The sequence below is a fragment of the Steroidobacter gossypii genome (assembly GCF_016801985.1).
GTDB lineage: Bacteria > Pseudomonadota > Gammaproteobacteria > Steroidobacterales > Steroidobacteraceae > Steroidobacter > Steroidobacter gossypii.
Genome location: NZ_JAEVLS010000001.1, coordinates 1,626,163 through 1,650,735 on the forward strand (window position 1 = coordinate 1,626,163; position 24,573 = coordinate 1,650,735).

General features: G+C 64.2%; 22 protein-coding genes. 16 read left to right on the forward strand and 6 right to left on the reverse strand.

The window, feature by feature from the left end; translation table 11 throughout:
• Positions 1-97: 97 nt before the first annotated feature.
• A complete protein-coding gene (locus JM946_RS07085) occupies positions 98-949 on the forward strand; it encodes an alpha/beta fold hydrolase (RefSeq protein ID WP_203166445.1) in 852 nt (283 codons plus the stop codon).
• Between the two features lie 28 nt (positions 950-977).
• Here the strand turns inward: JM946_RS07085 and JM946_RS07090 are convergent, their stop codons facing one another.
• Entirely contained in the window at positions 978-1,370 is a 393-nt protein-coding gene (locus tag JM946_RS07090; RefSeq protein WP_218042630.1) for a hypothetical protein, read from the reverse strand.
• A 43-nt stretch (positions 1,371-1,413) separates the two neighbouring features.
• Complete coding sequence (locus JM946_RS07095; RefSeq protein ID WP_203166447.1) at positions 1,414-2,739, reverse strand: aminotransferase class V-fold PLP-dependent enzyme; 1,326 nt, start codon at positions 2,737-2,739, stop codon at positions 1,414-1,416.
• Positions 2,740-2,842: 103 nt separating this feature from the next.
• On the opposite strand from JM946_RS07095, the gene ilvA reads away from it, so the two are divergent.
• The gene (gene ilvA, locus JM946_RS07100; RefSeq protein ID WP_203166448.1) at positions 2,843-4,363 is read left to right on the forward strand and encodes a threonine ammonia-lyase, biosynthetic; all 1,521 of its coding nucleotides are present in this window, start codon (positions 2,843-2,845) and stop codon (positions 4,361-4,363) included.
• 10 nt (positions 4,364-4,373) lie between these two features.
• Here ilvA and JM946_RS07105 read toward each other — a convergent pair whose 3' ends face one another.
• The gene (locus JM946_RS07105; RefSeq protein WP_203166449.1) at positions 4,374-7,037 is read right to left on the reverse strand and encodes a tetratricopeptide repeat protein; all 2,664 of its coding nucleotides are present in this window, start codon (positions 7,035-7,037) and stop codon (positions 4,374-4,376) included.
• 100 nt (positions 7,038-7,137) lie between these two features.
• Here JM946_RS07105 and JM946_RS07110 point away from each other — a divergent pair, with 100 nt between their 5' ends.
• Positions 7,138-7,302 carry a hypothetical protein gene (locus JM946_RS07110; RefSeq protein WP_203166450.1) on the forward strand — a complete coding sequence of 55 codons (165 nt, stop codon included), beginning with the start codon at positions 7,138-7,140 and terminating at the stop codon, positions 7,300-7,302.
• 115 nt (positions 7,303-7,417) lie between these two features.
• Positions 7,418-8,323 carry an alpha/beta fold hydrolase gene (locus JM946_RS07115; protein ID WP_203166451.1) on the forward strand — a complete coding sequence of 302 codons (906 nt, stop codon included), beginning with the start codon at positions 7,418-7,420 and terminating at the stop codon, positions 8,321-8,323.
• 87 nt (positions 8,324-8,410) lie between these two features.
• On the opposite strand, the gene JM946_RS07120 is transcribed toward JM946_RS07115, so the two are convergent.
• A complete protein-coding gene (locus JM946_RS07120; protein WP_203166452.1) occupies positions 8,411-8,644 on the reverse strand; it encodes a hypothetical protein in 234 nt (77 codons plus the stop codon).
• Positions 8,645-8,869: 225 nt separating this feature from the next.
• On the opposite strand from JM946_RS07120, the gene JM946_RS07125 reads away from it, so the two are divergent.
• Positions 8,870-9,043 (forward strand): DUF1328 domain-containing protein, encoded by a 174-nt coding sequence (locus JM946_RS07125; protein WP_129641894.1) that lies wholly within the window; start codon positions 8,870-8,872, stop codon positions 9,041-9,043.
• A gap of 90 nt (positions 9,044-9,133) precedes the next feature.
• On the opposite strand, the gene JM946_RS07130 is transcribed toward JM946_RS07125, so the two are convergent.
• Positions 9,134-9,904, reverse strand: a complete 771-nt coding sequence (locus JM946_RS07130; RefSeq protein ID WP_203166453.1) for a response regulator — start codon at positions 9,902-9,904, stop codon at positions 9,134-9,136.
• A 211-nt stretch (positions 9,905-10,115) separates the two neighbouring features.
• On the opposite strand from JM946_RS07130, the gene JM946_RS07135 reads away from it, so the two are divergent.
• From JM946_RS07135 to JM946_RS07160, 6 genes are all read left to right on the forward strand, one after another.
• Complete coding sequence (locus JM946_RS07135) at positions 10,116-10,298, forward strand: NepR family anti-sigma factor (RefSeq protein ID WP_203166454.1); 183 nt, start codon at positions 10,116-10,118, stop codon at positions 10,296-10,298.
• On the forward strand, positions 10,295-10,927 hold the full coding sequence (locus JM946_RS07140) for a sigma-70 family RNA polymerase sigma factor (protein WP_203166455.1): 633 nt from the start codon (positions 10,295-10,297) through the stop codon (positions 10,925-10,927). The genes JM946_RS07135 and JM946_RS07140 overlap by 4 nt, the downstream gene beginning before the upstream one ends.
• Before the next feature lie 26 nt (positions 10,928-10,953).
• Positions 10,954-12,834 (forward strand): sensor histidine kinase, encoded by a 1,881-nt coding sequence (locus tag JM946_RS07145; protein ID WP_203166456.1) that lies wholly within the window; start codon positions 10,954-10,956, stop codon positions 12,832-12,834.
• Between the two features lie 131 nt (positions 12,835-12,965).
• Positions 12,966-14,201, forward strand: a complete 1,236-nt coding sequence (locus tag JM946_RS07150) for an MFS transporter (RefSeq protein WP_203166457.1) — start codon at positions 12,966-12,968, stop codon at positions 14,199-14,201.
• 55 nt (positions 14,202-14,256) lie between these two features.
• A complete protein-coding gene (locus JM946_RS07155) occupies positions 14,257-15,351 on the forward strand; it encodes a PA0069 family radical SAM protein (RefSeq protein ID WP_203166458.1) in 1,095 nt (364 codons plus the stop codon).
• A 346-nt stretch (positions 15,352-15,697) separates the two neighbouring features.
• The gene (locus JM946_RS07160) at positions 15,698-16,399 is read left to right on the forward strand and encodes a hypothetical protein (protein ID WP_203166459.1); all 702 of its coding nucleotides are present in this window, start codon (positions 15,698-15,700) and stop codon (positions 16,397-16,399) included.
• A 301-nt stretch (positions 16,400-16,700) separates the two neighbouring features.
• Here JM946_RS07160 and JM946_RS07165 read toward each other — a convergent pair whose 3' ends face one another.
• Positions 16,701-16,913 (reverse strand): hypothetical protein, encoded by a 213-nt coding sequence (locus JM946_RS07165; RefSeq protein ID WP_203166460.1) that lies wholly within the window; start codon positions 16,911-16,913, stop codon positions 16,701-16,703.
• A 329-nt stretch (positions 16,914-17,242) separates the two neighbouring features.
• Here JM946_RS07165 and JM946_RS07170 point away from each other — a divergent pair, with 329 nt between their 5' ends.
• From JM946_RS07170 to JM946_RS07190, 5 genes are all read left to right on the forward strand, one after another.
• Positions 17,243-17,701: a hypothetical protein gene (locus JM946_RS07170; protein ID WP_203166461.1), complete on the forward strand. Its 459-nt coding sequence runs from the start codon at positions 17,243-17,245 to the stop codon at positions 17,699-17,701.
• A complete protein-coding gene (locus tag JM946_RS30930; RefSeq protein ID WP_203166462.1) occupies positions 17,698-18,231 on the forward strand; it encodes a hypothetical protein in 534 nt (177 codons plus the stop codon). Before JM946_RS07170 ends, JM946_RS30930 begins: the two co-directional genes overlap by 4 nt.
• Before the next feature lie 122 nt (positions 18,232-18,353).
• Entirely contained in the window at positions 18,354-19,601 is a 1,248-nt protein-coding gene (locus tag JM946_RS07180; protein WP_203166463.1) for a hypothetical protein, read from the forward strand.
• A gap of 30 nt (positions 19,602-19,631) precedes the next feature.
• Positions 19,632-21,977: a serine/threonine-protein kinase gene (locus JM946_RS07185; protein ID WP_203166464.1), complete on the forward strand. Its 2,346-nt coding sequence runs from the start codon at positions 19,632-19,634 to the stop codon at positions 21,975-21,977.
• A complete protein-coding gene (locus JM946_RS07190) occupies positions 21,974-24,388 on the forward strand; it encodes a PEGA domain-containing protein (protein WP_203166465.1) in 2,415 nt (804 codons plus the stop codon). Before JM946_RS07185 ends, JM946_RS07190 begins: the two co-directional genes overlap by 4 nt.
• Positions 24,389-24,573 lie beyond the last annotated feature (185 nt).

The following is a 24,573-nucleotide window of genomic DNA, read 5'->3' on the forward strand; positions in this document are numbered from 1 at the left end:
CGCTTGAATACGCGAGCTTCGCGCGGGCTCGCGACGAGCCACGCTCAACTCGCACGGAGGCGTCGACCGCATGGAGCGTCCTAAAAGAGGACTTCGAGTGATCCAAGCCAAATACCGCAACCGCCTGCCTTTGCCGCAACCTGCCGTCGTGCATGTGCGCCGCTCCTACGCCGAGAGCCGTTTCGGCCAGATTCATCTGTCTACGGCTTACCCATCGGGCGGCGGTTTCGACGAGCGTACACCGGTTGTCTGTCTGCATCACAGTGGCGGTTCGGGTCGGCTGTTCGCACCCATCCTGCGTGAGCTGGGGCATGACCGCAGCGTCTATGCGCCCGATCTTCCCGGTCATGGCAATTCCGACCCGGCCAGCAGCAAGGCGACAGTCGCCGATCTCGCCGCGGCCATCGCAGATTTCATCGACGGGCTGCGCCTGCGCACGGTAGATCTCGCCGGTTTTCAGCTCGGCGCGCTGATCGCCGCCGAGCTCGCCATCGCTCGGCCGCAACTGATCCGTCGCGTGCTGCTGTGGGGCGTGCCTTCTTACTCCGCTCAGGACCGGGCGGCGCTGTTGCAGAACGTATCCTCGCCGGGGTCGCGTGAAGACGGTAGCGACGTAAGTGAGGAGTGGCGTCGAGTGCTCGAGCGTCGCGGTCCAGGCGCACCCATCGGCGCGCTGACCGACGAACTCGCCGATCGTCTGCGCGCTGGCAGCAGTGGCGGGCGTGCGTTGGTGTCGATGATCGAGTATCCGGTGTCGGAGCGGCTGCCGCTGGTGAAGCAGTCGGCGTTGGTGCTGCGGCTGAAGGACGAGTTCTGGGAGCACTCAGGCCGCGCTCGCGCCTCGCTGCCGAATGGCTCGATGCTCGACCTGCCAGACTACGGCCAGGGCTTCCTGAGCGCCGCGCCTCAGCGCTTCACTTCGGTGGCTCGCGAGTTCTTCGATCGGTGAACCCTGATCGAGCTGGGTCAGCGCTCGGTCAAACCGAGCGTTCCCAGCTCCAGGCACAGGTGAGGCCTGCGATCAGGCAGGTCATCGCCCAGCGCGACGCCATCATTGCCGTCGCTTTCGCCGACAGGCCGCGCTCGGGCGGCGACGTGATCCACGCGCCCACCACTGCGGGCAGCGATACCGGCACCCAGCACAGCATCGCGAACGACACACCCCGGAACCACCAGGGCACATCGACCATCCCCGCCAGCCCCCAGCTCAGCCAGAACAACAGGCCGAGCCCCGTGCCGCAGATCAGGTGCAGGAATGCATCGGTGAGGCTCAGCGTGCTGAAGCTCGAGCCACGCCAGCGGATCATCTCATAAATGGAATACAGCACCGAATGGGCCAGCACCGCGGCCAGGCCGCTCAGGCTGCCCATGAGCAGAAGATAACTCAGCTCCACGGATCGATCCCGGCGCCGCTCAACGCAGCACCTGCTGCAGGCCGTTGAACAACCTGTCCACTTCGTCGTGCGTATTGAACGCGTGCAGCGAGATGCGGACCGCGCCTTCGCTCTTGCCCGGCCACTGCATGTCACGCGCGAAGACGCGATGACCGCGCACCAGCCCCAATGTGATATCGGACGCCTGACGGCCGGGCACATGGAACGAAAGAATGCCGGCCCACAAGCCAGGGCGGCCCGGTGTCAGCAAATCCAAGCCCGGCAGCTGTTGCAGGCGCAGGCGCGCGTAAATGGTCAGCTCACGAATGCGCGCTTCGATGCGACTGCGCAGCACCTGACGATGGAAGTCGAGCGCCACTTCAGCGCCACGCAACGAGGGCCACGTGAGCGGCACGATGTTTCCTAACTTGTGCAGCGCTGCCGGCACGCCCATGTGACCTTTGGACTGCGTGGGCGTGATCACCGGCGGCGAAGCGTCGATGCCGCGCGGCTGCGAAGGCCAGATGCGATCGAGCATGTCTCGGCGAACGTACAACATGCCGGTGCCGTTGCTGCCGCCGAGCCACTTGTGAAACGACGTGCCGTAGAAATCGCAACCGAGGTCGCGCAGCTGGAAATCCAGCATGCCGAGCGCCTGCGCGCCGTCGACCACGCTGATCAGATTGCGCTGGCGGGCGAACTGACACAGATCCTGGACCGGCATCAACGTGCCGTCGGCGTACTGAACGTGCGAGAACAGCAGCACTCGGGTGCGATCGGTCACCGCGCCAGCAAACAGACCCAAGGCCTGTTCCGGACCCTCCATGGGCGCGGGCAGGTCGATCTGCTTGACCACGATGCCGCGCCGTCGGGCCAGCAACAGCCAGGGGCTGAGCGTGGCGGGGTGCTCGCGAGTGGTGGTCAAAATCTCATCGCCCGCGTTCAGATCCAGGCCGTTCGCCACGGTGGCGATCGCCTCGCCAGTGCCGCGAGTGAACATGATTTCGTCGGCGTCGCAGCCGATGAAGCCGCCGAAGGCGGTCGCGATACGCGTGGTTTCGGCGCTCCATTGCCCGTCGGCGAAGGCCGCGATGTTCAAGCTCTGGGAGTCACGCACACGATATTCGGTCGCCATCGCCGCGCGCAGCGTTGGGCCGGCGCCGGCCACGTCTAGATATGTTCTTTGCAGATCCAGCACCGGCTGGGTGCGAAACCACTGCCACAGCTCCTTGGTGGTGGAGGGCATGCTGCCGATGGGCTGCGCGCCGGCGCTCGACGCCGCGCCCAGGGCGGCAGCGCCCAGCGACGTCATCAGGCTGGTGGCGAGCAGGTCGCGGCGAGTGAGACGGGCGGTCGAATCGTTCATGAGGTCGTAACGGCCGAGTCGTTGCAGAGTAAGACGTTCAGATGTTCATCCGCCGGGTGGCGAGCGGCGCGCATTATCGCAGAGATGCGGTATCCTGGCCTGTATGTCCCACGATTACCTCGAGCGTATTCTCAAGGCGCGCGTCTATGACGTCGCCATCGCCACGCCGCTGGACGCGGCCCCACGGCTGAGCCGCCGTTTGGGCAATTCGGTCCTCTTCAAGCGAGAGGATCTGCAACCGGTGTTCTCGTTCAAGATTCGTGGCGCCTACAACAAGATCGCACACCTGTCGGACACTGCCGCCAAACGCGGCGTGATCTGCGCTTCGGCGGGCAATCACGCGCAGGGCGTGGCGCTTGCCGCCAAGCGCCGGGGTATCCCGGCGACGATCGTCATGCCTCAGACCACGCCGCAGATCAAAGTTCAGGCGGTGCTGGATCATGGCGCGGAAGTGGTGCTCCACGGCGACGACTACGATCAAGCCTACGAGCATGCGATGAAGCTGATGAGCGAGCGCCAGCTGGCGTTCATTCATCCTTTCGACGATCCGGATGTGATCGCCGGTCAGGGCACCATCGGCATGGAACTGCTGCGCCAGTGCGCCGGCGAGCAGATCGATGCCATATTCGTCGCGGTGGGCGGCGGCGGATTGATCGCCGGCATCGCCGCGTATGTGAAGTACCTGTTTCCCAAGATCAAGATCATCGGCGTCGAGCCCGACGATGCGGACGCCATGTACCAGTCCATGCAGGCCGGCAAGCGCATCACGCTGGATCGGGTCGGCATCTTCGCCGATGGCGTCGCCGTGCGTCGGGTGGGCGAAGAAACATTCCGTCTGGTGCGTGAGTACGTCGACGAGATCATGCTGGTCAGCACGGACGAGATCTGCGCGGCCATGCAGGACATCTTCGAAGAGAATCGCACCATCGTCGAGCCGTCGGGCGCGTTGTCGGTCGCCGGCATCAAGCGTTACGTGGCGCGTGAGCAGTGTCGTGACCGCACTTTCGTCGCCATCAACTGCGGCGCCAATGTGAATTTCGACCGGCTGCGTCACGTGGCCGAGCGCGCCGATATCGGCGGCCAGCGCGAGGCGCTGATCTCGGTGGAGATTCCGGAAGTGAAGGGGAGCTTCCTGCGCTTCTGTGAAGCCCTCGGTCGGCGCAGCATCACCGAGTTCAACTATCGCTTCAGCGATGCAACCTCGGCGCAGCTGTTCGTCGGCTTCGGGCTCAGTGATGGCCGGCGCGAAAAAGAAGCGGTGATCAAGTCACTGAAGGACTCGGGTTATACCGTGCACGACATGAGCGACAACGAAGTCGCCAAGCTGCACGTCCGATACATGATCGGCGGCCACGCCCGTGGCCTCAGTCACGAGCGACTGTTCCGTTTCGAATTCCCCGAGCGCCCCGGCGCATTGTTGAAATTCCTGAACGCTATCGGCACGCGTTGGAACATCACGCTGTTTCACTACCGCAATCACGGTTCCGACTACGGCCGCATCATGGTGGGCATCCAGATCCCTCCTGCCGAAAGCACGGAGTTCGAGCTGCACGTCCGCGAGCTCAAATACGTCTACGCGGAAGAAACCGACAACCCGGCGTACAAGATGTTTCTCGGAGCGTGACCCGGTCGGCTCATCGCGCGCTCACGCTGTCCAGCGCTTCTTTGGTCCGCCTGGTGATCGCCGCATCCTCGCCTTGTGCCTTCGCCAGGATGGGATAGCTGGTCTGAAGCAACGGCGACGCTTCCTGTGCCCGATCCAGGGCGAGCAGAGTGCGACCGAGCGAGCTATGGACGGAGGCGAGAGTAGGGCTGTCGGCGGCGAGAGATCTGGCGCCGAGTTGCGAGGCCTTGCGAAGCGTTTGCTCGGCTTCTTCGAGGCGGCCTTGTTCGAGTTGAGCGCGGCCCAGGCCGGAGAGCGCTGAGACTGCGAAAGGATGATCGGGCGGTAGCGCAACGGCGTAAATGGCGAGCGCTGCGGTGAAGTCTTGCTGAGCTAGCGCAGGATTGCCGGCGTCCACTCGCAGCATGCCGAGATTCACCAGATCGTGCCCGACGAACGGATGTTGCTCGCCGCGAGCCTTACGATTCAGATCGACGACGCGCACCAGTACCTGTTCCGCCTGCTGCAGATCGCCGCGACGATGCAGGAAGCGGCCATAGTTGGCGGTGGCGTCCAAGGTCATCGGATGCGTTTCGCCCAGCACCTTGCTCAGTATCTGCAATGACTCGGTAAACAACGGCGCCGCTTCGCTCAGCTTGCCTTGCGATTGCAGAACAAAGCCCAGGTTCTGCACATGCATGCCGACCTGCGGATGGTCATTGCCCAGCGCCTGCCGATCGATATCGAGTGCCGCGCGATACAGCGTGGCGGCGCGCTCGTACTCATTCCGGTACGTGTACAGACCCGCCAGCTCGTTCATGACCGAAGCTGCTGCCGACGATCGCTCCTGCTGATGCAGCCGGTAAACCGCCAGGCTGTCCTTGAAGAACTGCTCGGCATTGTCCAACTCCCCACGCAACTGCGCGAGGCGACCATGCGCGAGCAGCGTGGGCGCGATCGCGACGGCTTCAGTGCCAAGGAGTTCTTTCTGCATGGCCAATGCTCTGTCGAGCTGCTCCCCGCACGCATCCAACTGACCCCGATCGCAGAACGCGGCTCCCAAGTTCGCATGCGCAAGGGCTACGTCGGGATGTCGCTCGCCATGAATACGGATGCGCGACTGCAACGCGTCTTCCAGCAGCTCGACGGAGCTTTCATACAGCCCCATGCTGCCGTACACGCGACCGATGGTTCCCAACAACGTTGCGCGCGTCTCCGGCTGCTCGTTCAAGCCGAGGCGGATCCGACGCGCGCCGATGTCCAGTATCTCGCGCGCGGTCACTTGATTGCCCCGGCTGCGCGAAGGATCGGACAGCTCGAACAGCTCCACCAGAAATGACGAAATTTGTTCCGCCCGCGTGCGCTCGGCCGTCGCTACGTCGCGTTCGGCAGCGATCCGTTGTGCCTGAATGTATGTGACCGCCGAGAAGGCGGCGAGCGTAAGCACCGCGACGACGCTGGCGGCCACCGAGAACGAGTGACGCTTCACGAACTTTCGCGTCCGGTACAGCCACGTGTCGCGCGTGGCTAGAACAGGCTGCCCCGTCAGGTGATGCTCCAGATCCGCTGCGAGCTGCTCCGCCGATGCATAGCGGCGCTCGGGATCCTTGCGCATTGCCATGCCGATGATGTTGTCGAGGTCGCCGCGTAGCTGCTTTTGCAGCCGGGCTGGCGTGGTCGAGCGGCGCGACGCGATGTCGGCCATCAACTCGGGCGCATCCGCGTTCACCTGGGCCACCATCGAGCTTGGCGTCGGCGCTTCCTGCTCGCAAATGATCCGCTCCATGTCGGTGAGGCTGGTGCCGACCAGAAGGAACGGCCGCCGCCCACACAGCAGCTCATAGAGCAGCACGCCCAGCACGTAAATATCGCTGGCGGTCGTGATCACATCGCCGCGCACCTGCTCTGGGCTGGCGTGCGCGGGCGTCATCACCCGGTACTCGAAGTGCGTGACCGCCAGCGTGTGCGCCGAATGCCGCGAGTCGAGCAGCTTGGCGATGCCGAAATCCAGCAGCTTGGGCACGCCGTCCGGCGTGATCAGAATGTTGTTGGGCTTCAGGTCCCGATGCACGATCAGGTTCTGGTGCGCGTAATGGACCGCGCCGCAGATGGTTCGGATCAGCTGCAGGCGCGCTTCGACCGACAGCCTCCGCCGATCGCAGTAAGTGTCGATGGGCTCGCCATCGATGTACTCCATGACCAGGTAGGGCGTGCCGTCGGGCGCGCGCCCGCCGTCGAGCAAGCGTGCGATGTTCGGGTGTTGGAGCGTCGCGAGGATCTGGCGCTCCATTCGCAGGCGGCTCTGAATCTGCGGCGAGAACAGCCCGCCGCGCACGATTTTCAGCGCGACACGTTGCTGATACTCCTCGTCCGCGCGCTCCGCCAGGTAGACGTCGCCCATGCCGCCGGAGCCGAGCTTGCGCAGGATGCGATAGCGGCCGAGAAGTTGCCCCTCCAGCGTTTCGCTCAGGGCGAGGGAGTTGCGCTCGCCCACGGCGACTTCGTCCCAGAAACCTTGCTCATGCGCGGCCTTTTCGCCGAGCGAATCGGCCAGCGCCTGCAGGACGTGCGACAGCAATGTTTCATCGGCTCCGCAGGCGCGGCGCACGTACTCGCCCCGGTCTCGCGTGCCCAGGCCTCGGGCGTGCGCGACGATGGTCGTAACTTGTTCGTGGATGTTCTTGCCGTTTTCCATCGCGCGCCATCATGCATCAGCTGGGTGTCACCGTGTAATATGGTGAGGCACGTCGAAGACGTGATTAAAACTGAAAGTGGGACTAACCTGGAGGTAAAACGTGGCAACCAAGCGCAAGGCCAGCAAAAAGGCCAGCAAGAAGGCGGTGAAGAGCAAGACCGCCAGCAAGGCCGTCAAGAAAAAGGCCGGCAAGCGAAAGGTCGCGAGCAAGAAGAAGGTGAGCAAGGCGGGCGCGAACGTGGTTCGCACTCCGCAGCGAACCTAAATCCACTGCTTGAGTGGAGCGATGCCGTGGCACCCTCGGGTGCGCGGCATCGTCACTCACCCCTCGCAGTCAGCCCCCTCAACCCCTCAACCCCTCGTCCGCCCTCGATCAACCATTGACCAGCAGCCACTCAACGACCTATCGCGCGCTGCGCGCCCCGCAAAATGGCAGCATCGAGGCGCGCGGGCTGAAGTTCCATCTGTATCGCTGGCCCGGCGCCGACCCGGATCCACTCGTCCTGCTGCACGGCTGGGGCGATAGCGGCGAGACCTTTCAGTTCCTGGTCGATTGTCTGCCGGCCGAGCGCACCTGCATCGCCATCGACCTGCGCGGCTTCGGGCGCACACAGCGACCGGTGGACGGCTATTGGTTTCCCGATTACCTCGCGGATCTCGACGCGCTGCTGGATCAGCTGGTGCCGGATGCACCGATCGATCTGGTCGGGCACAGCATGGGCGGCAACATCGCGATGTTGTACGCGGGCGTGCGGCCACAGCGCCTCAGGCGCGTCATCAGTCTGGAAGGCTTCGGCATGTCTCGCACGACACCCGAGCAGGCGCCGGCCCGCTACGCCCAGTGGCTCGACGAGGTGAAGCACGGCAGCGAGTTCAATGTTTATCAAAGTTACGAGCAGCTGGTGCGCGTGCTGGCTCGTCGCAATCCGCGCACGCCACAAGACCGACTTGATTTCATCGCGCGCTCCTGGGGGCAGGAGCGCGAGGACGGCACGATCGAGTTGCGCGCCGATCCCAAGCACAAACGAGTGAACCCCGTGCTGTATTCACGCGAACAAGCGGAAGCGTGCTGGCGCGCCATCGAGGCGCCGCTGCTGTTCGTGCTCGGAGAGCAATCCGATCTGGTGAAACGCATGGGCGATGAGCTCGAAGAGCACAAACTCCGCGCGCTGTTTCGAACCGGCAGGTTTGCGACCATCCCGGACGTCGGCCACATGATGCATCACGAGCGGCCCGAGCAAGTGGCGGCTGTGATCGAAGAGTTTCTCGACGGCACGCGCGCTTGAGTGACAAACGAAAGGGCCCTTGCCGCCGGGCAAGGGCCCTTTCCCACTGCTCCGTTGCGTCGACTTCGCAGCGTCGACGCAGCGAAATCAGTTATTGCGCAACTCGTCAGCCGTGTCTTCGGCGCCTTCACGCGCTTCGTCAACGGCATCGTCCGCTTTGTTCGACGTTGACTCGTCGCCACCGCGCTTCATGGTGTCGATGGCTTCGTCGACTTCTTCGCCGGCCTGCTCCACCGGGCCCTTCTTATCGCACGCCGCCAGGCCGACGCCCAAGGTCGCGGCCAATAGCGCAGACCACAGCAATTTTGCATTCGACTTCATGATGTTTCCTCCACGGCGCTGGCGCCGCCCCTGGTTCAATCCACGATGTTTGATTGCCAACAACTCGTCAGAAAAACGTTTACGCACGCGGGAAGTTCCGAGCAGTTCCGGTCGGAACCGGACATAAGCTCGCGCGTTCCCTGACTGAAGCGGTGTGCGGTGCATGATGGCCGCAGCTGGAAATTGCAGCGGTTTTGGATTGCGGATACGGGTACGGAGGTTCAAATGTTGTCTTGGGCGCTGACATTCTTTGTCGTCGCGATCATCGCCGCAGTGCTGGGCTTTACCAGCATCGCCGGCGCCGCGGCGGGTATTGCGAAGATCCTGTTCTTTATCTTCCTGGTGCTGACGCTGGTGGCGCTGGTTGGCGGCGCTTTGCGCGGACGGCCACCAGTGTGATCCACCCATGCAGTGTGACGAGCTGGCCATGAAGCTCGGAAATGAAAACGGGGCCTGCAAGGCCCCGTTTTTTTCGATCAGGTGAGCGCCTCAGGCGAACAGCAAGGCCTGGCTGACCGCGACGCGCACCGTCTCCGGCACGAACGGCTTGGTGACCAGGAACGTAGGTTCCGGCCGTTCGCCGGTCAGCAGACGTTCCGGATAAGCGGTGATGAAGACGATGGGCACGTCCAGTTCGCTGAGGATCTGTCGAACGGCGTCGATGCCGGAGCTGCCGTCGGCGAGTTTGATGTCGGCGAGCACCAGGCCCGGTTCGGTCTTGCGCGCGGCGCGCACGGCTTCGTCCCGAGTGGTGGCGATGGCGGCGACCGTGTGACCCATCTCGCGCACGATGCTCTGGAGGTCGAGCGAAATGATGGGCTCGTCTTCGATGATGAGCACCTTGGTGCTGGGTTGATTGGACATCTCGCGGACGGCTTGTCCGACCATCTGCTTCACTTCTTCTTCGTCGGCGCCGAGGATCTTGGCGGCGTCGCTGATGTTGAAGCCTTCCATCGCGGTCAGCAGCAGGGCCTGGCGGCGCGCCGGTGTGAGCTCGCTCAAACGCCGTTCGACACCGTCGGCGTCGCGCTTTACCGACGCCGCGGGCACTTCGATGTGCGCGCTGTTCCACAGCTTGTGAAACAGTCGGTATAGCCCCACCCTCGGCGACAGACGTGTGTCCAGCACCGAAGTATCGGCAACAATCGCTTCCAGACATGCCCGGACATAGGCATCGCCGCTTTTCTGCGTACCGCACAGCGCGCGGGCGTACCGACGCAGATACGGCAGATGTTCGGCGATGGCGTGAGCTAAGGCCATGGAGACTCCTAAAACGGTTTCTTTATAGGCGCAGCTTCGGGGCGCTCTATGGACGGAGATCGGCGCGCTCGAATGAGTGCAGCAATACTATGTACGAAGACGGTGGAAGGTTCCTTACTCCCTGGAACTTTTTCACGCCGCGGAGCGTTCAAGCCCCCACGAAACTGGCCTGCGGGTCGCATTCGCCTATTACCCTGAACCAGCCATGATCATGACTGAGCAAACCAAGCCTGACGAGCCCGTCGAAGCCCCGGTTGCGAGCGCGGCGGAGCAAGTCCCTGATTGGCTCGGTGCACGCCTGAAGCGCATGTTTACCGAGGTGATGGACGAGCCCGTGCCCGACGAGTTCAAACAGTTGCTCAAGCAGCTGGAGGACAAGGAGCGTGGCGCTTGAGCGGCACCAGACTAGCGACCCAGCCCGAGACGGCGGAGCCCGGCACTGAGCGGAAGCCGACCATGACTGGCCAGGACAAGTTTTTAGATCAGGTCACCGCGCTGCTGCCGGCCCTGCGAGCGTTCGGTCGTTCGCTGTGCGGCGATCCGGCGCGGGCCGACGATCTCGTGCAGGACACGGTGCTCAAGGCGTGGACCAATCGCGAACAGTTTCAGGCGGGCAGCAATCTGAAGGCCTGGCTGTTCACGATCCTGCGCAATTGTTACTACTCGGAGCTGCGTCATCGCAAATTCGAGATCGAAGATCCGGACGGGATCTGCGCCTCTCAGATGGCCATTGCGCCCGACCACGACGCCAAGCTGCACTTGCGGGATCTGAATCGCGCTTTGCAGGAATTGCCGGTGGATCAGCGCGAAGCACTGGTGCTGGTATGCGCCACGGGACTGTCGTATGAAGAAGCGGCGGATGTCTGTCAGGTGGCGGTCGGCACCATCAAGAGCCGCATTGCGCGCGCGCGCGACCGACTGGTCGAGCTGCTGGGCGAGGACGCGACTCAGGTCACCGGAACTTTGCCTGCGGTGAATTCGCTCGGTGAAGCCAAAGATGCCTTGAGCAATCGACTACCCTGAGCGCGGGGTCACGGGGGAGTCGCTGCTTGAAGAGCGCAAAGATCGTCGCCGCCTCGCGCTCATGGTTCGGACGCAATGCCGGTCTGCGGCCCCGGCTCGTGCTCATCGTCGGCGTCGCCATGCTGGCGCCGGGCGCGCTCGCCGTCCTGCAAGCGATCTCCAGCTACAACAGCAGCATGCGGATCCTGGAGCAGAATCTCGCCCAGGCCGCGCAGCTGTCGGCGACCGAGCAGGTCAACATGATCTCGGCGTCGCGCGACATTCTCACCAGTCTGGCCGCGCAGCCCGACGTTCGCGCCGGTCAAGGCCCCGCGTGCCGTCGCGCCTTGCAGCGAGCTATTGGCGGCTTGGATCAATACGCCGGCGCCTCCGTGGTGGACGCCAAAGGCAATTTCACGTGTGCATCGAGCCCGACGCGCAGCGGCGTCAATGTCGCCGATCGGCAATGGTTCATTTCGGTCATGAGTGGCGATGGCTTCGTGATCAGCGACCTGATCGTGAGTCGCTGGCTCGGCACTTGGGGCATCAGCACGGCGGTGCCGCTGGTCGACGATGACGGCGTCATCCGGGGCGCGGTGGCGTTGTTCATCGGCCTGGATTGGCTGACGCGGCGGTATCACTCGAGCAATCAGACCGACGACACGGCGTTCGCACTGCTCGACAGTCAGGGCGAGATCATCACCGGTGAAGCGGAGCGCTCGCCGGCGCGTTCCCCGCTGCCCAGGCGCGATATCGTCAATGAGCATCTGCGCGAACATTTACAGGGCGGCCAGACCCAAACCTTCCGCGCTCGTGGCCACGATGGAGTCTGGCGTCTCTATGCCATCAGCCCGCTGCTGGGCGGACGGATCTTCGTGATCCTCGGCACCCCGGTGTTGACCGCCATCGGCCCATTGGCCTTGCAGGTGGCGTGGGGCGTGTTCACGCCATTGTTGATGTGGGCGTTGGCGATCGCGGTGGTGTGGTTCGGCATCGAGCACCTGGTGGTCCGCTGGATCACCTATCTGGAGCGCATCACTTCGGCTTACGCGGCCGGCCGGCATAGTGTGCGGCCTGAACGCGTGAGCGCTGCGCCGGCGGAGATTCGCAGTTTGGGTGAAACGTTCTCGCGCATGGCGGACCTGCTGTCCGCGCGTGAGAATGAGTTGCGCGATTCGTTGGCGCAGAAAGAGATCCTGGTGCGCGAGATCCATCACCGGGTGAAGAACAATCTGCAATTGGTGATGAGCCTGCTGAACCTGCATGCGCGGCGCATTCGTGATCCCCGTGCCGAGGTCGCGTTCGCCGAAGCGCGCAGCCGTATCAATGCACTCGCGACGTTACATCGTCGCTTGTATGAATCGGAGAGCTTGCAGGAGATCGATCTCAGATGGTTCCTGGACGATCTCTGCGCGGAGTTGCGTCGAGGCGGTCTGTCCCGCGGTCGAAACGTCGAACTGAATGTGGAAGCGCCGAGTGAAGTCATCGGTCCCGACGTGGCCGTGCCGCTGGGATTGCTGGTGACCGAGGCGATCACCAATGCGTATAAACACGCGTTCAACGAACGCGATGGCGGCCATATCAGCGTGCGGGTGACGCGTGAGTCGCCGGCATCGCTGCTCTTGACCATTCGCGACGATGGCACCGGTTTCGACATGGCGGCCAGCACGCAGGATCAGAGCGGCCTCGGTCGCTCGCTGATCGAGGCGTTCGTGCGGCAACTCAGAGGCGAACTGGAAACGCGCTCCGACGATGGCACGGTGGTGCAGGTGAGATTCCCGGCGCCAGTCAAGACGGCGGAGAAGAAGCATGCCGGCCACCATGGCGTGCATCATCATGCTACCGGTCACGGTGCGACCGGCATGGCGCCGGCAGGCGCGCCAACAGCCGAGCCGTCACCGGCGCCGGAGCGCACGAAGTCGGCCTGAGCGCCGGGGGCACAGCGCGCCGCCGGATATCACTTTCAATACCGGCCGTTTCAGTTTAGCTGTCGCAATCTGGTCAGCACGGCCTCGCGGCCAGTATCCTGCCGGGCTCCAGAGCTTGCCGCTTCATCCCCATGACCAGTCTGAGCGCGCAGACGCAAACCGTGCTGCGCAATTCCAATGTTGCGCGCTTCGTCTCGGCCCGCTTTCTGGCGACCCTGGCCGCGCAGATTCAGATCGTGGCGGTGGGTTGGCAGATGTACGACGTGACCGGCGATCCGCTCGATCTGGGATTGATTGGCCTGTCACAGTTCATTCCATTCGTGACGCTGATCCTGCCAGCCGGTCATGCTGCGGATCATTACAATCGTGCACGCATCGTTACGACCTGCTATCTCGCGAATGCGGTTTGCGCTCTGCTGCTTCTGATCATCACGTTGCGCGGAGTGCTGTCGGTGTGGCCAGTGTTCATGGTGATGATGCTGCTCGGCGCGTCGCGCGCATTCTCCATGCCGGGCAGTCAGTCGCTGTTGCCCAATCTGGTGCCGCCCGAATCGTTCAGTCGCGCAGTGGCGCTGAATTCCTCGACGCAACAGTTTGCAAACATCATCGGGCCGGCGGTCGGCGGCGTGCTTTATCTGGCCGGCCCGGCGGTGGTTTATGCATCTGTGATGGGCCTGGCGCTGGCGGCGTCACTGATGATGTTTCAGATCAGGCGCGCGACCGAGCGGGTCAATGTGAAGCGCGAGCCGCTATCTTTGGAAAACCTCCTTTCGGGCCTGAAGTTCGTGCGCTCGCGGCCCATCGTGCTCGGGGCCATTTCGCTGGATCTGTTCGCAGTGCTGTTTGGTGGCGCAACGGCGCTGTTGCCAATGTTCGCTAGCGACATTCTTCATACCGGTCCGGCCGGGCTGGGCCTGCTGCGCACCGCGCCTGGCATCGGCGCCGCTGTATGTGGGCTGATGCTGGCGTTGAGCCCGATTTCGCGACACGTGGGCCCATGGATGTTTGGCGGCGTGGCGTTGTTTGGCGTGGCCACCATCGTGTTCGGCGTGAGCACGAATTTCTATCTATCGATGGCGGCGCTGGTGATCTTGGGTGCGGCCGACATGGTGAGTGTTTACGTCCGACAGCTGCTGGTGCAACTGGATACGCCCGATTACATCCGCGGCCGGGTTAGCGCGGTGGCGGCGGTGTTCATCGGCGCTTCCAACGAATTGGGCGATTTCGAATCGGGCTTGATGGCCAGGTGGTGGGGCGCGGTGCGCGCGGTGGTCATCGGCGGCGTCGCCACGTTGATTGTCACTGGATTGTGGACACGGCTGTTTCCGGTGCTCTGGCGCATGCAGGAGTTTCCAAAAAGACAGTGAACGCAGGATCGACGGGGCGCTTCCATCCTGGGTATACGTACAGTATCATCCCCCCATGCCCAGCCCGATTCGCCCTGCTGTTCGCAACGGACGCGGCGCCGTGTCGAATCCTGCTGGGCGCTTTGAATCTTCGCGCGCCGAAGCCGTGGACGACGGTTGGGGCAGTCTCGATGAGGAGCTGCCCCCGCTTCAGACCACGGTGCAGCCGGAGCCGGCCCGTTCCATCATCACACACAATAAATCGCCGGACATCCCGTTCGATCAGTCCATCAATCCGTATCGCGGCTGTGAGCACGGCTGCATCTATTGTTACGCGCGGCCGTCGCACGGCTTCCTGAATCTGTCGCCCGGTCTCGATTTCGAGACCAAGCTGTTTTACAAGGCGGACGCGGCGCGCCTGCTCGAAGAGGAGCTGTCGGCGCGGAACTATCGCTGTTCGCCCATCACCATCGGCGCCAACACCGACCCGTATCAGCCGATCGAGCGCGAATACCGCGTCACTCGCAGCATCATCGAAGTGCTGGCGCGACGTCGACACCCGTTCTCCATCATCACCAAGAGCGCCATGATCGAGCGGGACATCGACCTGCTCGCGCCGCTCGCCAAGGACAATCTGGTGTACACGCTGATGAGCGTGACCACGCTCAGCAATGACCTCAAGCGCACGCTGGAGCCGCGCACCGCTTCACCGGCCGCGCGTTTGCGAGCCATTCGCAGCTTGAGCGAGGCGGGCATTCCAGTCGGCGTCATGGTCGCGCCCGTCATTCCGGTGCTCACCGATTCGGAGCTGGAAAAAATCCTCGAGGCCGCGGCGGTCGCCGGCGCGCGCTCGGCCGGCTACGTGCTGCTGCGTTTACCTTACGAGTTGAAGGATCTGTTTGGCGAGTGGCTGGAACAGCACGAGCCGCTCAAGGCCAAGCACGTCTGGTCGAGATTGCACGATATGCGGGGAGGCCGAGACAACGACCCGCGCTGGGGTCATCGTCAGCGCGGTGAAGGGCAATACGCCGACCTCTTGGCGCAACGTTTTGCGGCGGCATGCGCGCGATACGGGCTCAAACATCGCGAGAGATTTGTCCACAACACGCAGTTGTTTGTTGCGGGCTCCACTGCAACGGCGGAAGACTCGCGGCAATTGTCGTTGCTTTGAAGCGCCGGCGCAGCGGCCCGCGCAGCGCACGCCGTTCAGTGGCAGTTCAGCCATTTGACATTGCAATTTTATTCTCGAGTTGTTGCCCGCTGTGCTTGCGCGTTTTCCCGGCATTGACGTATGAATGGCTGGCGTATACTCGATCGTAAAGGTCGGGCGCGACGCGGCCGACGCGATCTCGAGCAGGATGCGAATCGGATCGCGGCGAGCTGGCGAACGCTTCAGGACGGATTGTTCTGCAAGACCTGCAATCCTGGAGATGATCATGAATTCTGCTGGCACAGTCTCCGCACGTCTCGCGAGCGCCGTCGCGACTCTTATCATTTGTGGTGGCATGAGCGGTTGCATGACCGCCAAGATCGAAGAGCTGCGTGAGGCGCCGACGCAAATCGCCTCGCACGAAGCGATCGTGCTGCTGGCCAAGCCACACCTGGAAGGCACGGGCACGGAAGACAAATTCCTGGATTGCCTGGAACGCGAGCTGGTCGGTGAAGCGGTCTCCGCCGACGTTGCCCAGAGGCAACGCGCGGGCAAGGAGTTCGAACCTCGCAGCAATCTGAGCAAGGGACCGTTCCAGATCTACGCGGACCATCACTTCGTCGACGCACTGTATCCCTGGCTCGAGCCGAGCACCGCGCCGGCGAACGCGCAAGGCTTCAGCGCCTTTCTCGCCCGCCCCGGCGTGGCCGAGCGGGTCGGCGAAATGGGCGTGCGTTACATCGTGTGGGTCGATGGCGTAACCCAGAAGACCGATGGCGGCGGCAGCATCGCCTGCGCGGCAGGGCCTGGCGGCGCGGGTTGCCTGGGGCTGGGCTGGTGGGAAAAATCTTCCGATTACGAAGCGACGATCTGGGACCTGCGCGACGGCATCAGTGCCGGCAGTCTCACCACCGACGTGAAAGGCACCTCGGTGATGATCGGCGCCATCGCTCCGATTCCGCTGATCGCGCCGGTGCAGAGTACGGCCTGCGACCGATTGGCGGGTCAGCTGAAGGCATTTTTGTTGGGCGCGGGCGATGAGGAAACCGCGGCGGTGTCGCCGCAGTAGCCGATTCGCGTTCTCGCGCGTTGAACTTTGGAATCCGGCAGTCGCCACTCATTGAAAGTGGTCGATGCGCACTGACATGGTCAGCACTGGTTCAGCTGATCGGTCGCAGAGTTCCCTTTTAAGTGCACATGCGTCCTCATGCGCGCAGGGGAATGGAAGGAGAGGACATGCAGAGACAACCCACCCGGGCCACCGCCGCCGGGCCGCGCTCGTCGCTCACGCCCCGGCGTGTGCTGACGGTTGCCGTCCATTGCGTGCTGGTGAGCTCCGTTTCCGCTTTTCTGATGGGTGGCTGCGCCGGTCAGCAATCCTCTTCTTCTTCCATGCCTTCCGGGGGCATGCCGAGCGGCGGCTCGTCCGGGTCGTCCGGTGGCTCTTCAGGTTCCAGTGGCGGCTCCTCGGGTGGCGGCGGTTCCAGCAGCAGCATGCCGAGCGGTGGCCAGAGCGGTGGCCGATCCGGTGGCGGTTTGCCGTCCGCTGGCGGCGGCGCGAGTGGCGGCGGTTCGATGGGCATGCCTTCTTCCTCGCAGGGGGGCGGTAGCCAGGGCGGTTCGTCCGGCGGCGCTTCAGGCGGTCAGAGTGGCGGTGCTTCCGGTGGCGGTGGCAGCTCGGGCGGCAGTCAGGGTGGTGGTGGATCTACCGGCGGCTCCGCAGGCGGCGCGGGTGGCCAGTCCGGCGGCGCGTCGGGCGGTTCACAAGGTGGCTCCGGCAGCCCCAATGTAACTGTGGGCACTTCGCTGCCCGGCGCTGGCCTGCCTTCTGTGGGCCTGCCTTCTCCGAGCACCGGCGGTGGCGGCGCTTCAGGTGGCGGTCTGCCCAGCACGGGCGGCGGTGGCGCTTCGGGTGGCTCGTCGAGTGCTGGCGGCGGCGGTGCCAGCGGCGGCGCCGGTGGCATGCCAGATTCTTCCGCGGGCGGCACATCCGGCGGCGGCTCTGGTAACGAAAGCATCTTCAAGGGATCTAGCGGCGGCGGCGGTGGCTCGTCCGGAGCCTCGGGCTCGGCAGGCGCGGCCGGAGGTGCAATGGGCGGCGGTGGCGCGGCCGGCGCAATGGGTGGTGCTGCGGGTGGCGCTGGTGGAGCTGCCGGTGGAATGCAAGGCGGCGGTGGCGCGGCGGGCGGTGGTGCCGCCGGCGGCGGCCAAGGCGGCGCAGCCGGTGGTGGTGGAATGCAAGGCGGTGGTTCTGCAGGCGGCGGTGGCGCCGCGGGTGGAGCCGGCGCTCAAGGTGGCGGATCTGCAGGTGGCGGGTTCCCGTCGGCCGGGGGCACTGCCGGTGGCGGCGGCGCGGGCGGTGGAGCAATGACGACCGGCGAGCGCACGGCGCAGATCGATCGTCAGTTCGATGAATCTTTCAGCATCTTCGACGGCCGCATGCGCTCCGAGCAGGCGGCGATCGCCGGCGAACGGGGCGGCCGCGGCGGTTCAGGCGGTGGACAAGGCACCAGTGCCGGCGCCGCGGGCCAGTCCGGGAACGGACAAGGCGAGGGTGCTGGCGAGGGCGAAGGGTCCGGCGCGGGTGAAGGCGCCGGCGGTAGCGGCCGACAAGGACAGGGCCGCAGCGGCGGTCAGGGTCAAGGCGAGGGCGAAGGTCAAGGCCAAGGCCAAGGCCAAGGCCAGGGCCAGGGTGGCCAGCAAGGCGGCGGCGGTGGTGTAGGTGGCGGCGGCGCTGGCGGTGGTGGCGGTCCGAACACCGTTCCGGCCGGCATTCCGGACGGCAGCGACGACGACATCGTCGCGCGGCAGCTGCGCGAAGCGGCCATGAATGAAACCGATCCGGAGCTGCGCGAGAAACTCTGGGAAGAGTATCGGAATTATAAGAAAGGGACCGGCTGAGGCCGGTTCCGACCGGGCAGGGCCGGTTGGCGGGATGGGTTGAATAAAACAAACTGGCGGAACGATCGGGTCATGATGGGGCAGGTCAGGCACGGCGATAAGAACGACTCAGGTTGAAAGTTATGAAGCGCACGCTTGCTCTAATTGTCCTTACCGTAGCGGCACTGGGTGCGACCGGCTGCGTGATGCACGAAACTCGCCCGCAACAGCGGGTGAAGGCCATCCAGGCTGCCACCGAAATTCCCGAATCGCAGCTGCTCGACGTCGGCGTGCGGCTGTTCGACGAGAACCTTCCCAAGGACGAGAAGGAAATGGAGGAGCGGCACATCTTCCCCGAGGTGCGCAAAGCCGAGGCGCGCTTCCTGCCCATGCAACTGCGTAACACGCTGGAGGGCACCGGTCAGTGGGGCCAGGTCCGTGTGATGCCCGAGGATGCGGAGGCGCTGGATGTCTACGTCTCCGGCAAGATCATCGAGTCCACCGGTCAGATGCTTCGCGCCGAAATCACGGTGACCGATGCGACCGGTCGCCAGTGGTTCAAACGCGAGTACGAACAGCTCGCCGACACGCGCTCGTACAAGGATCAAAGCGGCAAACCGCGCGATCCTTTCCAGAACATGTACAACACGTTGGCCAACGACATGCTGATGTATAGGCAGCAGATGACGGCGGCCGATCTCGAAAACGTGCGGCGCGTCTCGGAGCTGCGCTTCGCCTCGGATCTCGCGCCGTACGCATTCAGCAGCTACGTGCAGGAAGACAAGAAGGGCATGATGCAGGTCGTGCGCCTGCCGGCAGAAGACGATCCGATGTTGCAACGAATGGATCGCATCCGTGAGCGCGACTACGCCTTGCTCGACACCATCAACGAACATTACTCGCTGTTCGCGGAAAACATGTCCGAGCCGTACACGAACTGGCGCCGCTATAGCTATTCCGAGCTGGAAGCGAAAGATGAAGCACGCCGAGCATCCATCACCCGCAAGTTGCTCGGCGCAGCCGCGATCGTTGGCGGCCTCATGGTAGGCGCGGAAGCGAATACGTATGCCGGCCAAGCCGCGGCCACCGGCGCGATCTTCGGCGGCGCGTACGCCGTGAAGAGCGGCTTTGACAAGGGCGCGGAAGTCAAACTGCACTCCGATTCGCTGAAGCAGCTCGGCGAATCGTTCCAGGCCGAAGTCCAGCCCATGGTGGTCGAAGTGGAAGGCCGCACGCTGCAACTCAAGGGCACCGCGGAACAGCAGTACACCGAGTGGCGGCGCTTGCTCAAAGAGCTCTACGAAAACGAAACCGGCACGCAGGTGCCCGTGGCGCCGGTGCCCGAGGAGACGACCTCAAACACCGCTGCGAAAACCGGCACCCGCGGCTGACGCGAGGCGCTCAACCCGCGAACTTTAGTCATGCTGGAGCGCGGGCAGGAACTGTCTGCCAACCTAGTGCTGGTACGCCGCCTCGGCGCCGGCAGCAGCGGCGAAGTATGGCTGGTCGAAGACCGTGAACGCGGCGGCTTGCGCGCTGTCAAGATCTTGTCAGCGACGCTGGCGCAGGACGTTGCAACCTGTGCCGCGTTACGAGACGAATACGCACGTGTCGCGGCGCTCGGCCATCCGAATGTTCTGCGAATCGACGGTTTGTACCGGTCGGCGCGTCACGCGTGGATCGCGATGGACTATGCCGCCGGTGGCGACCTCACTCAGCTACGAGGTCGCGCTTGCGGCGAGATCCTGCGAGTCGCCATTCCGGTGGCCTCGGCACTGGCCGCGGCACATGCTGCCGGCCTCGTTCATCGCGACGTAAAGCCCGCGAATGTATTGTTGAGCGCGGAAGGCGTGCCGCTGCTGGCGGATTTCGGTGGACACACGACCGGATCGCCGTTTAGCGCCAGCCCACAGCAGCTCGCAGGTGCGCCGGCCAGTATCGCTGACGATATGTATGGTTTTGGCGCGCTGCTGTACGAGCTATTGTCGGGCTATCCGCCGTTCTATCCCGACGCGGCAGCGGCGCGAGATGTCGAGCAGGAGCCCGCGCCTCCGCCGGCTCATGTGCCTGCGACCATGGCGCAGATGCTGGCGAAGCTATTGGCGCGCCGGGCCGAGGACCGACCGGCGGACATGCGGAGTGTCGAAAGAGAATTGCGCGCGGCGCTTGCGAGTCTGCCGCCGCCTGCGATGATGAGCAGTATGAACGAGCCTGTTGCTGACAAACCTGCTTCGGTAAGGATCGAGCCTCCCGGTCTGCGTCCGCCCCCGGGTCAGGGTGAGCCCCTGCGCAGCGAATGGCAACGGAATACCGGTCCGCGCGTCACCGAGGAGGAGCTGCGCCGGCAGGGTTTCCGTCGCGGCCTGGGCGCCTCGCTGGTCGCCCTAGGCATCGCGGCCGTGGCCATCGTGTTCTTCGTGTTGCCCAAGTGGGTGGCTCGCGATCAGCCGGTCGCCAAGCAGCCGGCCGCCGCAGTGGTGGCGCCCAAGGCCGAGGAGAAGGCAGCGGCCGAGAAGAAGGAGATCGATTTCGCCGCACTGGCCAAGGCGAAGCAGGCCGCGGAAGAAGTGCGAGCCATCATCGACGAAAGGCTGCAGAAGCTCAACGAGCGCGCGGCCTCGGAGTGGGGCGGTGAAGAGTACACCCGCATCAACTCGCTGCTGGCTGCGGCGGATACGGACTTCACTGCACGCGAGTACACGCTCGCCGAGGAGAAGCTCAACGAAATCGTGCCGCTATTGGATGTAGTCGAGGAACGCGCGCCGCAGGTGCTGGCCGAGCAGCTCAAAGAAGGCGCCAAAGCACTGCAGGAGGGGCGGTCCGAGGATGCCAAGGCCGCCTTTACGCTCGCGTTGAAGATCGAACCGAACAATCAAGTTGCCTCGCGCGGCCTGAAACGCTCGGGCACGCTGGATCAGGTGCTCGCTCTCCTGACCACGGCCGAGCGCCAGGAGAAAGAAGGCAATGCCACCGAAGCCGCGGATAATTTCCGCAAGGCATTGTCACTTGATGCTGAAGCGACTCGCGCCACCGAGGGCCTCGCGCGCATCTCGTCGCGTCAGGCGGCCGATGCATTCGCGAGCTCGATGGCACGAGGTTACAGCGCGCTCGCCGCGACGAATTACTCGCAGGCGCGCGAAGCATTCGAAGCCGCGCGTCGCATTCGTCCCGATGCGCCCGAGATCGCGCAGGCGTTGCGGCAGATCGAGCAGGAGCAACGCACCGGCGTCATCAACGTCAAGCTGCAACAGGCGCAGCAGTTCGAGTCGCAGGAGAAATGGGCCGAAGCGCTCAAGGAATATCGCAGCGTGCTCGAGCTGGACTCGACCGTAGCGGCCGCCAATGACGGCGTGGCGCGCACTGCCCCGCGAGCGACATTGAACGAGCAACTGGAGTTGTATCTCACGCAACCGGAGCGCCTGTTCAGCCAGTCGGTGCGCGCGGTGGCGAAAGAAACATTGGCGCGCGCCGCTGGCATCGCCAATCCCGGCCCGATCCTGAGCCGGCAGGTCAAGACATTGGGCGAATGGCTGGCGCGCGCCGACGTGCCGGTGCCGGTCGCCCTGCGTTCGGACAACATCACTCAAGTGACCATTTATCGCGTTGGCGCCTTGGGAGCGTTCGAACAGCGTTCCCTCGAGCTCGTTCCTGGCAGCTATACCGTGGTCGGCACCCGACCCGGCTATCGCGATGTCAGGCGCGAAATCAGCGTCATGCCGGGAGCAGCGCCGGAGCCGGTCGTGATTCGCTGCGAGGACAAGATTTGAGCGAGCTGATCGTTCGCGAGGCCTTGGGTGAACGCCGATTCACGGCCACGGATTTTCCTATCGCTGTCGGCGGCCAGGGCAGCGCCATCGTCATGGCCGGTCGGCCCGAGGGCGCCGAAGCCTATCTCGGATTACACGAAGATCAGCTGTTCGTGCAGCCGGCGGACGGCGCCGAAGTGCTTCACAACGGCGTGCCCGTTCGCAACTCCACGTGGCTGCGCAGCGGCGACGTGATCAATTTCGGCGCGGCGCGCCTGCGGCTGCTCGCGCAACGTGACAATCAGCGCGTCGTCGAGGTCGACGACGGCAGCAGCGGCAACATCACCGCGCCACCCATCATCGATCCTTCATCGCGTCTGGCGGGCGGAGGCGAGGACGATGCCGAGCGCATCGACGCCTTGCAGTTTCGTCCGACCGGCCAGGTCCAAGCCAGGCCCGGCGCCACGCTGGACGTGAAAAAGATCGTCATCGGCCTCGCCGCCGCGATCGCCGCGGTGGTGCTGTGGTTCATTTTCACTGCGACCTCGGTGGCCGTCAGAACCGACCCGGCCGAGGCGGTGGTCGATATCGAAGGTTCGCTGCCGGCGCTTCGCTTCGGCGATCGCGTTTTGTTACGGCCAGGCGATTATCTGATCAAGGCCACGCGCGAAGGTTATTCGCCCGCGCAGCTACAGGCGAAGGTGACGGACGAGAGCAATCAGTCGTTCTCGTTGAAACTGCAAAAGCTTCCCGGCCGCGTGCGGGTCGACGTGCCGACGCAGGCGCGGGTCACTGTGGATGGCAAGGTGCTGGGCGATGCGCCTGGCGAGTTCACGATCGCTCCGGGCAAGCACACGATCGTCATTGCGGCCGCGCGCTACCAGCCGTTCTCCGGCGAGCTGGAGGTGATGGGTGAAGGCAAGAGCCAGACATACAAACCGCAGCTCGTGCCGGCGTGGGCGGAAGTCACAGTGACTTCGGAACCCGCGGGCGCGAAGTTGCTCGTGAATGGTGAAGAGCGCGGTGTGACGCCGCTAACGACGCAGATTCTTGCCGGCAATCATCCCATCGAGCTGCAGCTCGAAGGTTTCAAATCGTGGACCACGGATGTGCAGGTGAAGGCCAACGAGCCGATGAGTCTCGGCCCGGTCCGGCTGGGCCTGCCGGACGGCAAGCTGGCGTTGCGCTCCGAGCCGTCGGGCGCGAGCGTGTCGGTCGGCGGTGTGTACCGCGGGCAGACGCCGGTGTCGCTGGAGCTGCGGCCAGACATCTCTCACAACGTCGTGCTCACCTTGCCCGGCTACGAAGCCGCGACCCGGCAGATTTCGTTGGCGGCCGGCGAAAATCGCGCGTTGTCGGTGCCGCTGTCGGGTGTGTTCGGCGAAGTCACGGTGCAGGCGCAGCCGGCGGATGCCGAGGTGTTCGTCAACGGCAAGTCGGTGGGCGCGGCGAATCAGAAGTTGCGACTGGTCGCGACCACGCACGACATCGAAATTCGCAAGACCGGTTTCGTGACTTACAAGACCAGTATCACGCCGCGGCCCGGCGTATCGCAGAAGATCGAAACTACGCTGCTGACCCCGGCGCAGGCCAAGATGGCGCAGACGCCCGCCCTCATCACCAACAAGGCCGACCAGCAGCTCAAGCTCATGCCGTTGGGCTCGTTCACCATGGGCAGCCCGCGTCGCGAGCCCGGCCGCCGCGCCAACGAGGCGCAACGTAATGTGCAGTTCAAACGTCCGTTCTATATGGGCGTGAGCGAAGTCACCAACGGCCAGTTCCGCAAGTTCAAGTCCGAGCACCGCTCCGGCATCGTCGGCCAGCACACTCTGGACCTGGACAACCAGCCGGTGGTCGGCGTCACCTGGACCGAAGCGGCCCTGTTCTGCAACTGGCTGTCGCAACAGGAAGGCTTGCCGCCGGCCTACGAGAACAAGAACGGCCGCCTGGTCGCCGTGCAGCCGCTGACCACGGGCTATCGGTTACCCACCGACGCCGAGTGGGAATGGGCCGCCCGTTATCAGGGCGGCGGCAAGTTTCGACGCTATCCGTGGGGCGACGCCTTGCCGGTGGCGCCACGGTCCGGAAATTACGCCGACGTGACCGCACGTTTGCTGGTTCAGGATGTCATTCCTGACTACGACGACGGCTTCGCCGCGACCGCACCGAGCGGCCGGTTTCCACCCAATCCACTGGGCCTGCTGGACCTCGGCGGCAACGTCGCCGAATGGGTGCACGACTACTACACTGTGAGTGCCGACAGCAGCGAAGTCGCCGTCGATCCGACCGGTCCGGCCGACGGCAAGCAGCACGTGATTCGTGGCTCGAGCTGGCGACAGTCGAGCGTCACGGACCTGCGTTTGTCGGCGCGCGATTTCGGTGACAGTCAGCGTAACGACGTCGGTTTCCGGGTCGCGCGATATGCCGAGTAGATGACGCGGAGTAGGTGAGGGGCAACATATGAAAGCGCTACAACTGCTGACCATACTGGCTGCGTGTTGCGCATTCGGCACGATGATGTCGAGCGCGGGGGCGGCCGAACCTGCGGCGACCAGGCCGTCTAACGAATCCGCGGCGCCGAAGGCGGACGAACCATCTTCGGCTGCCCAACCGTCGA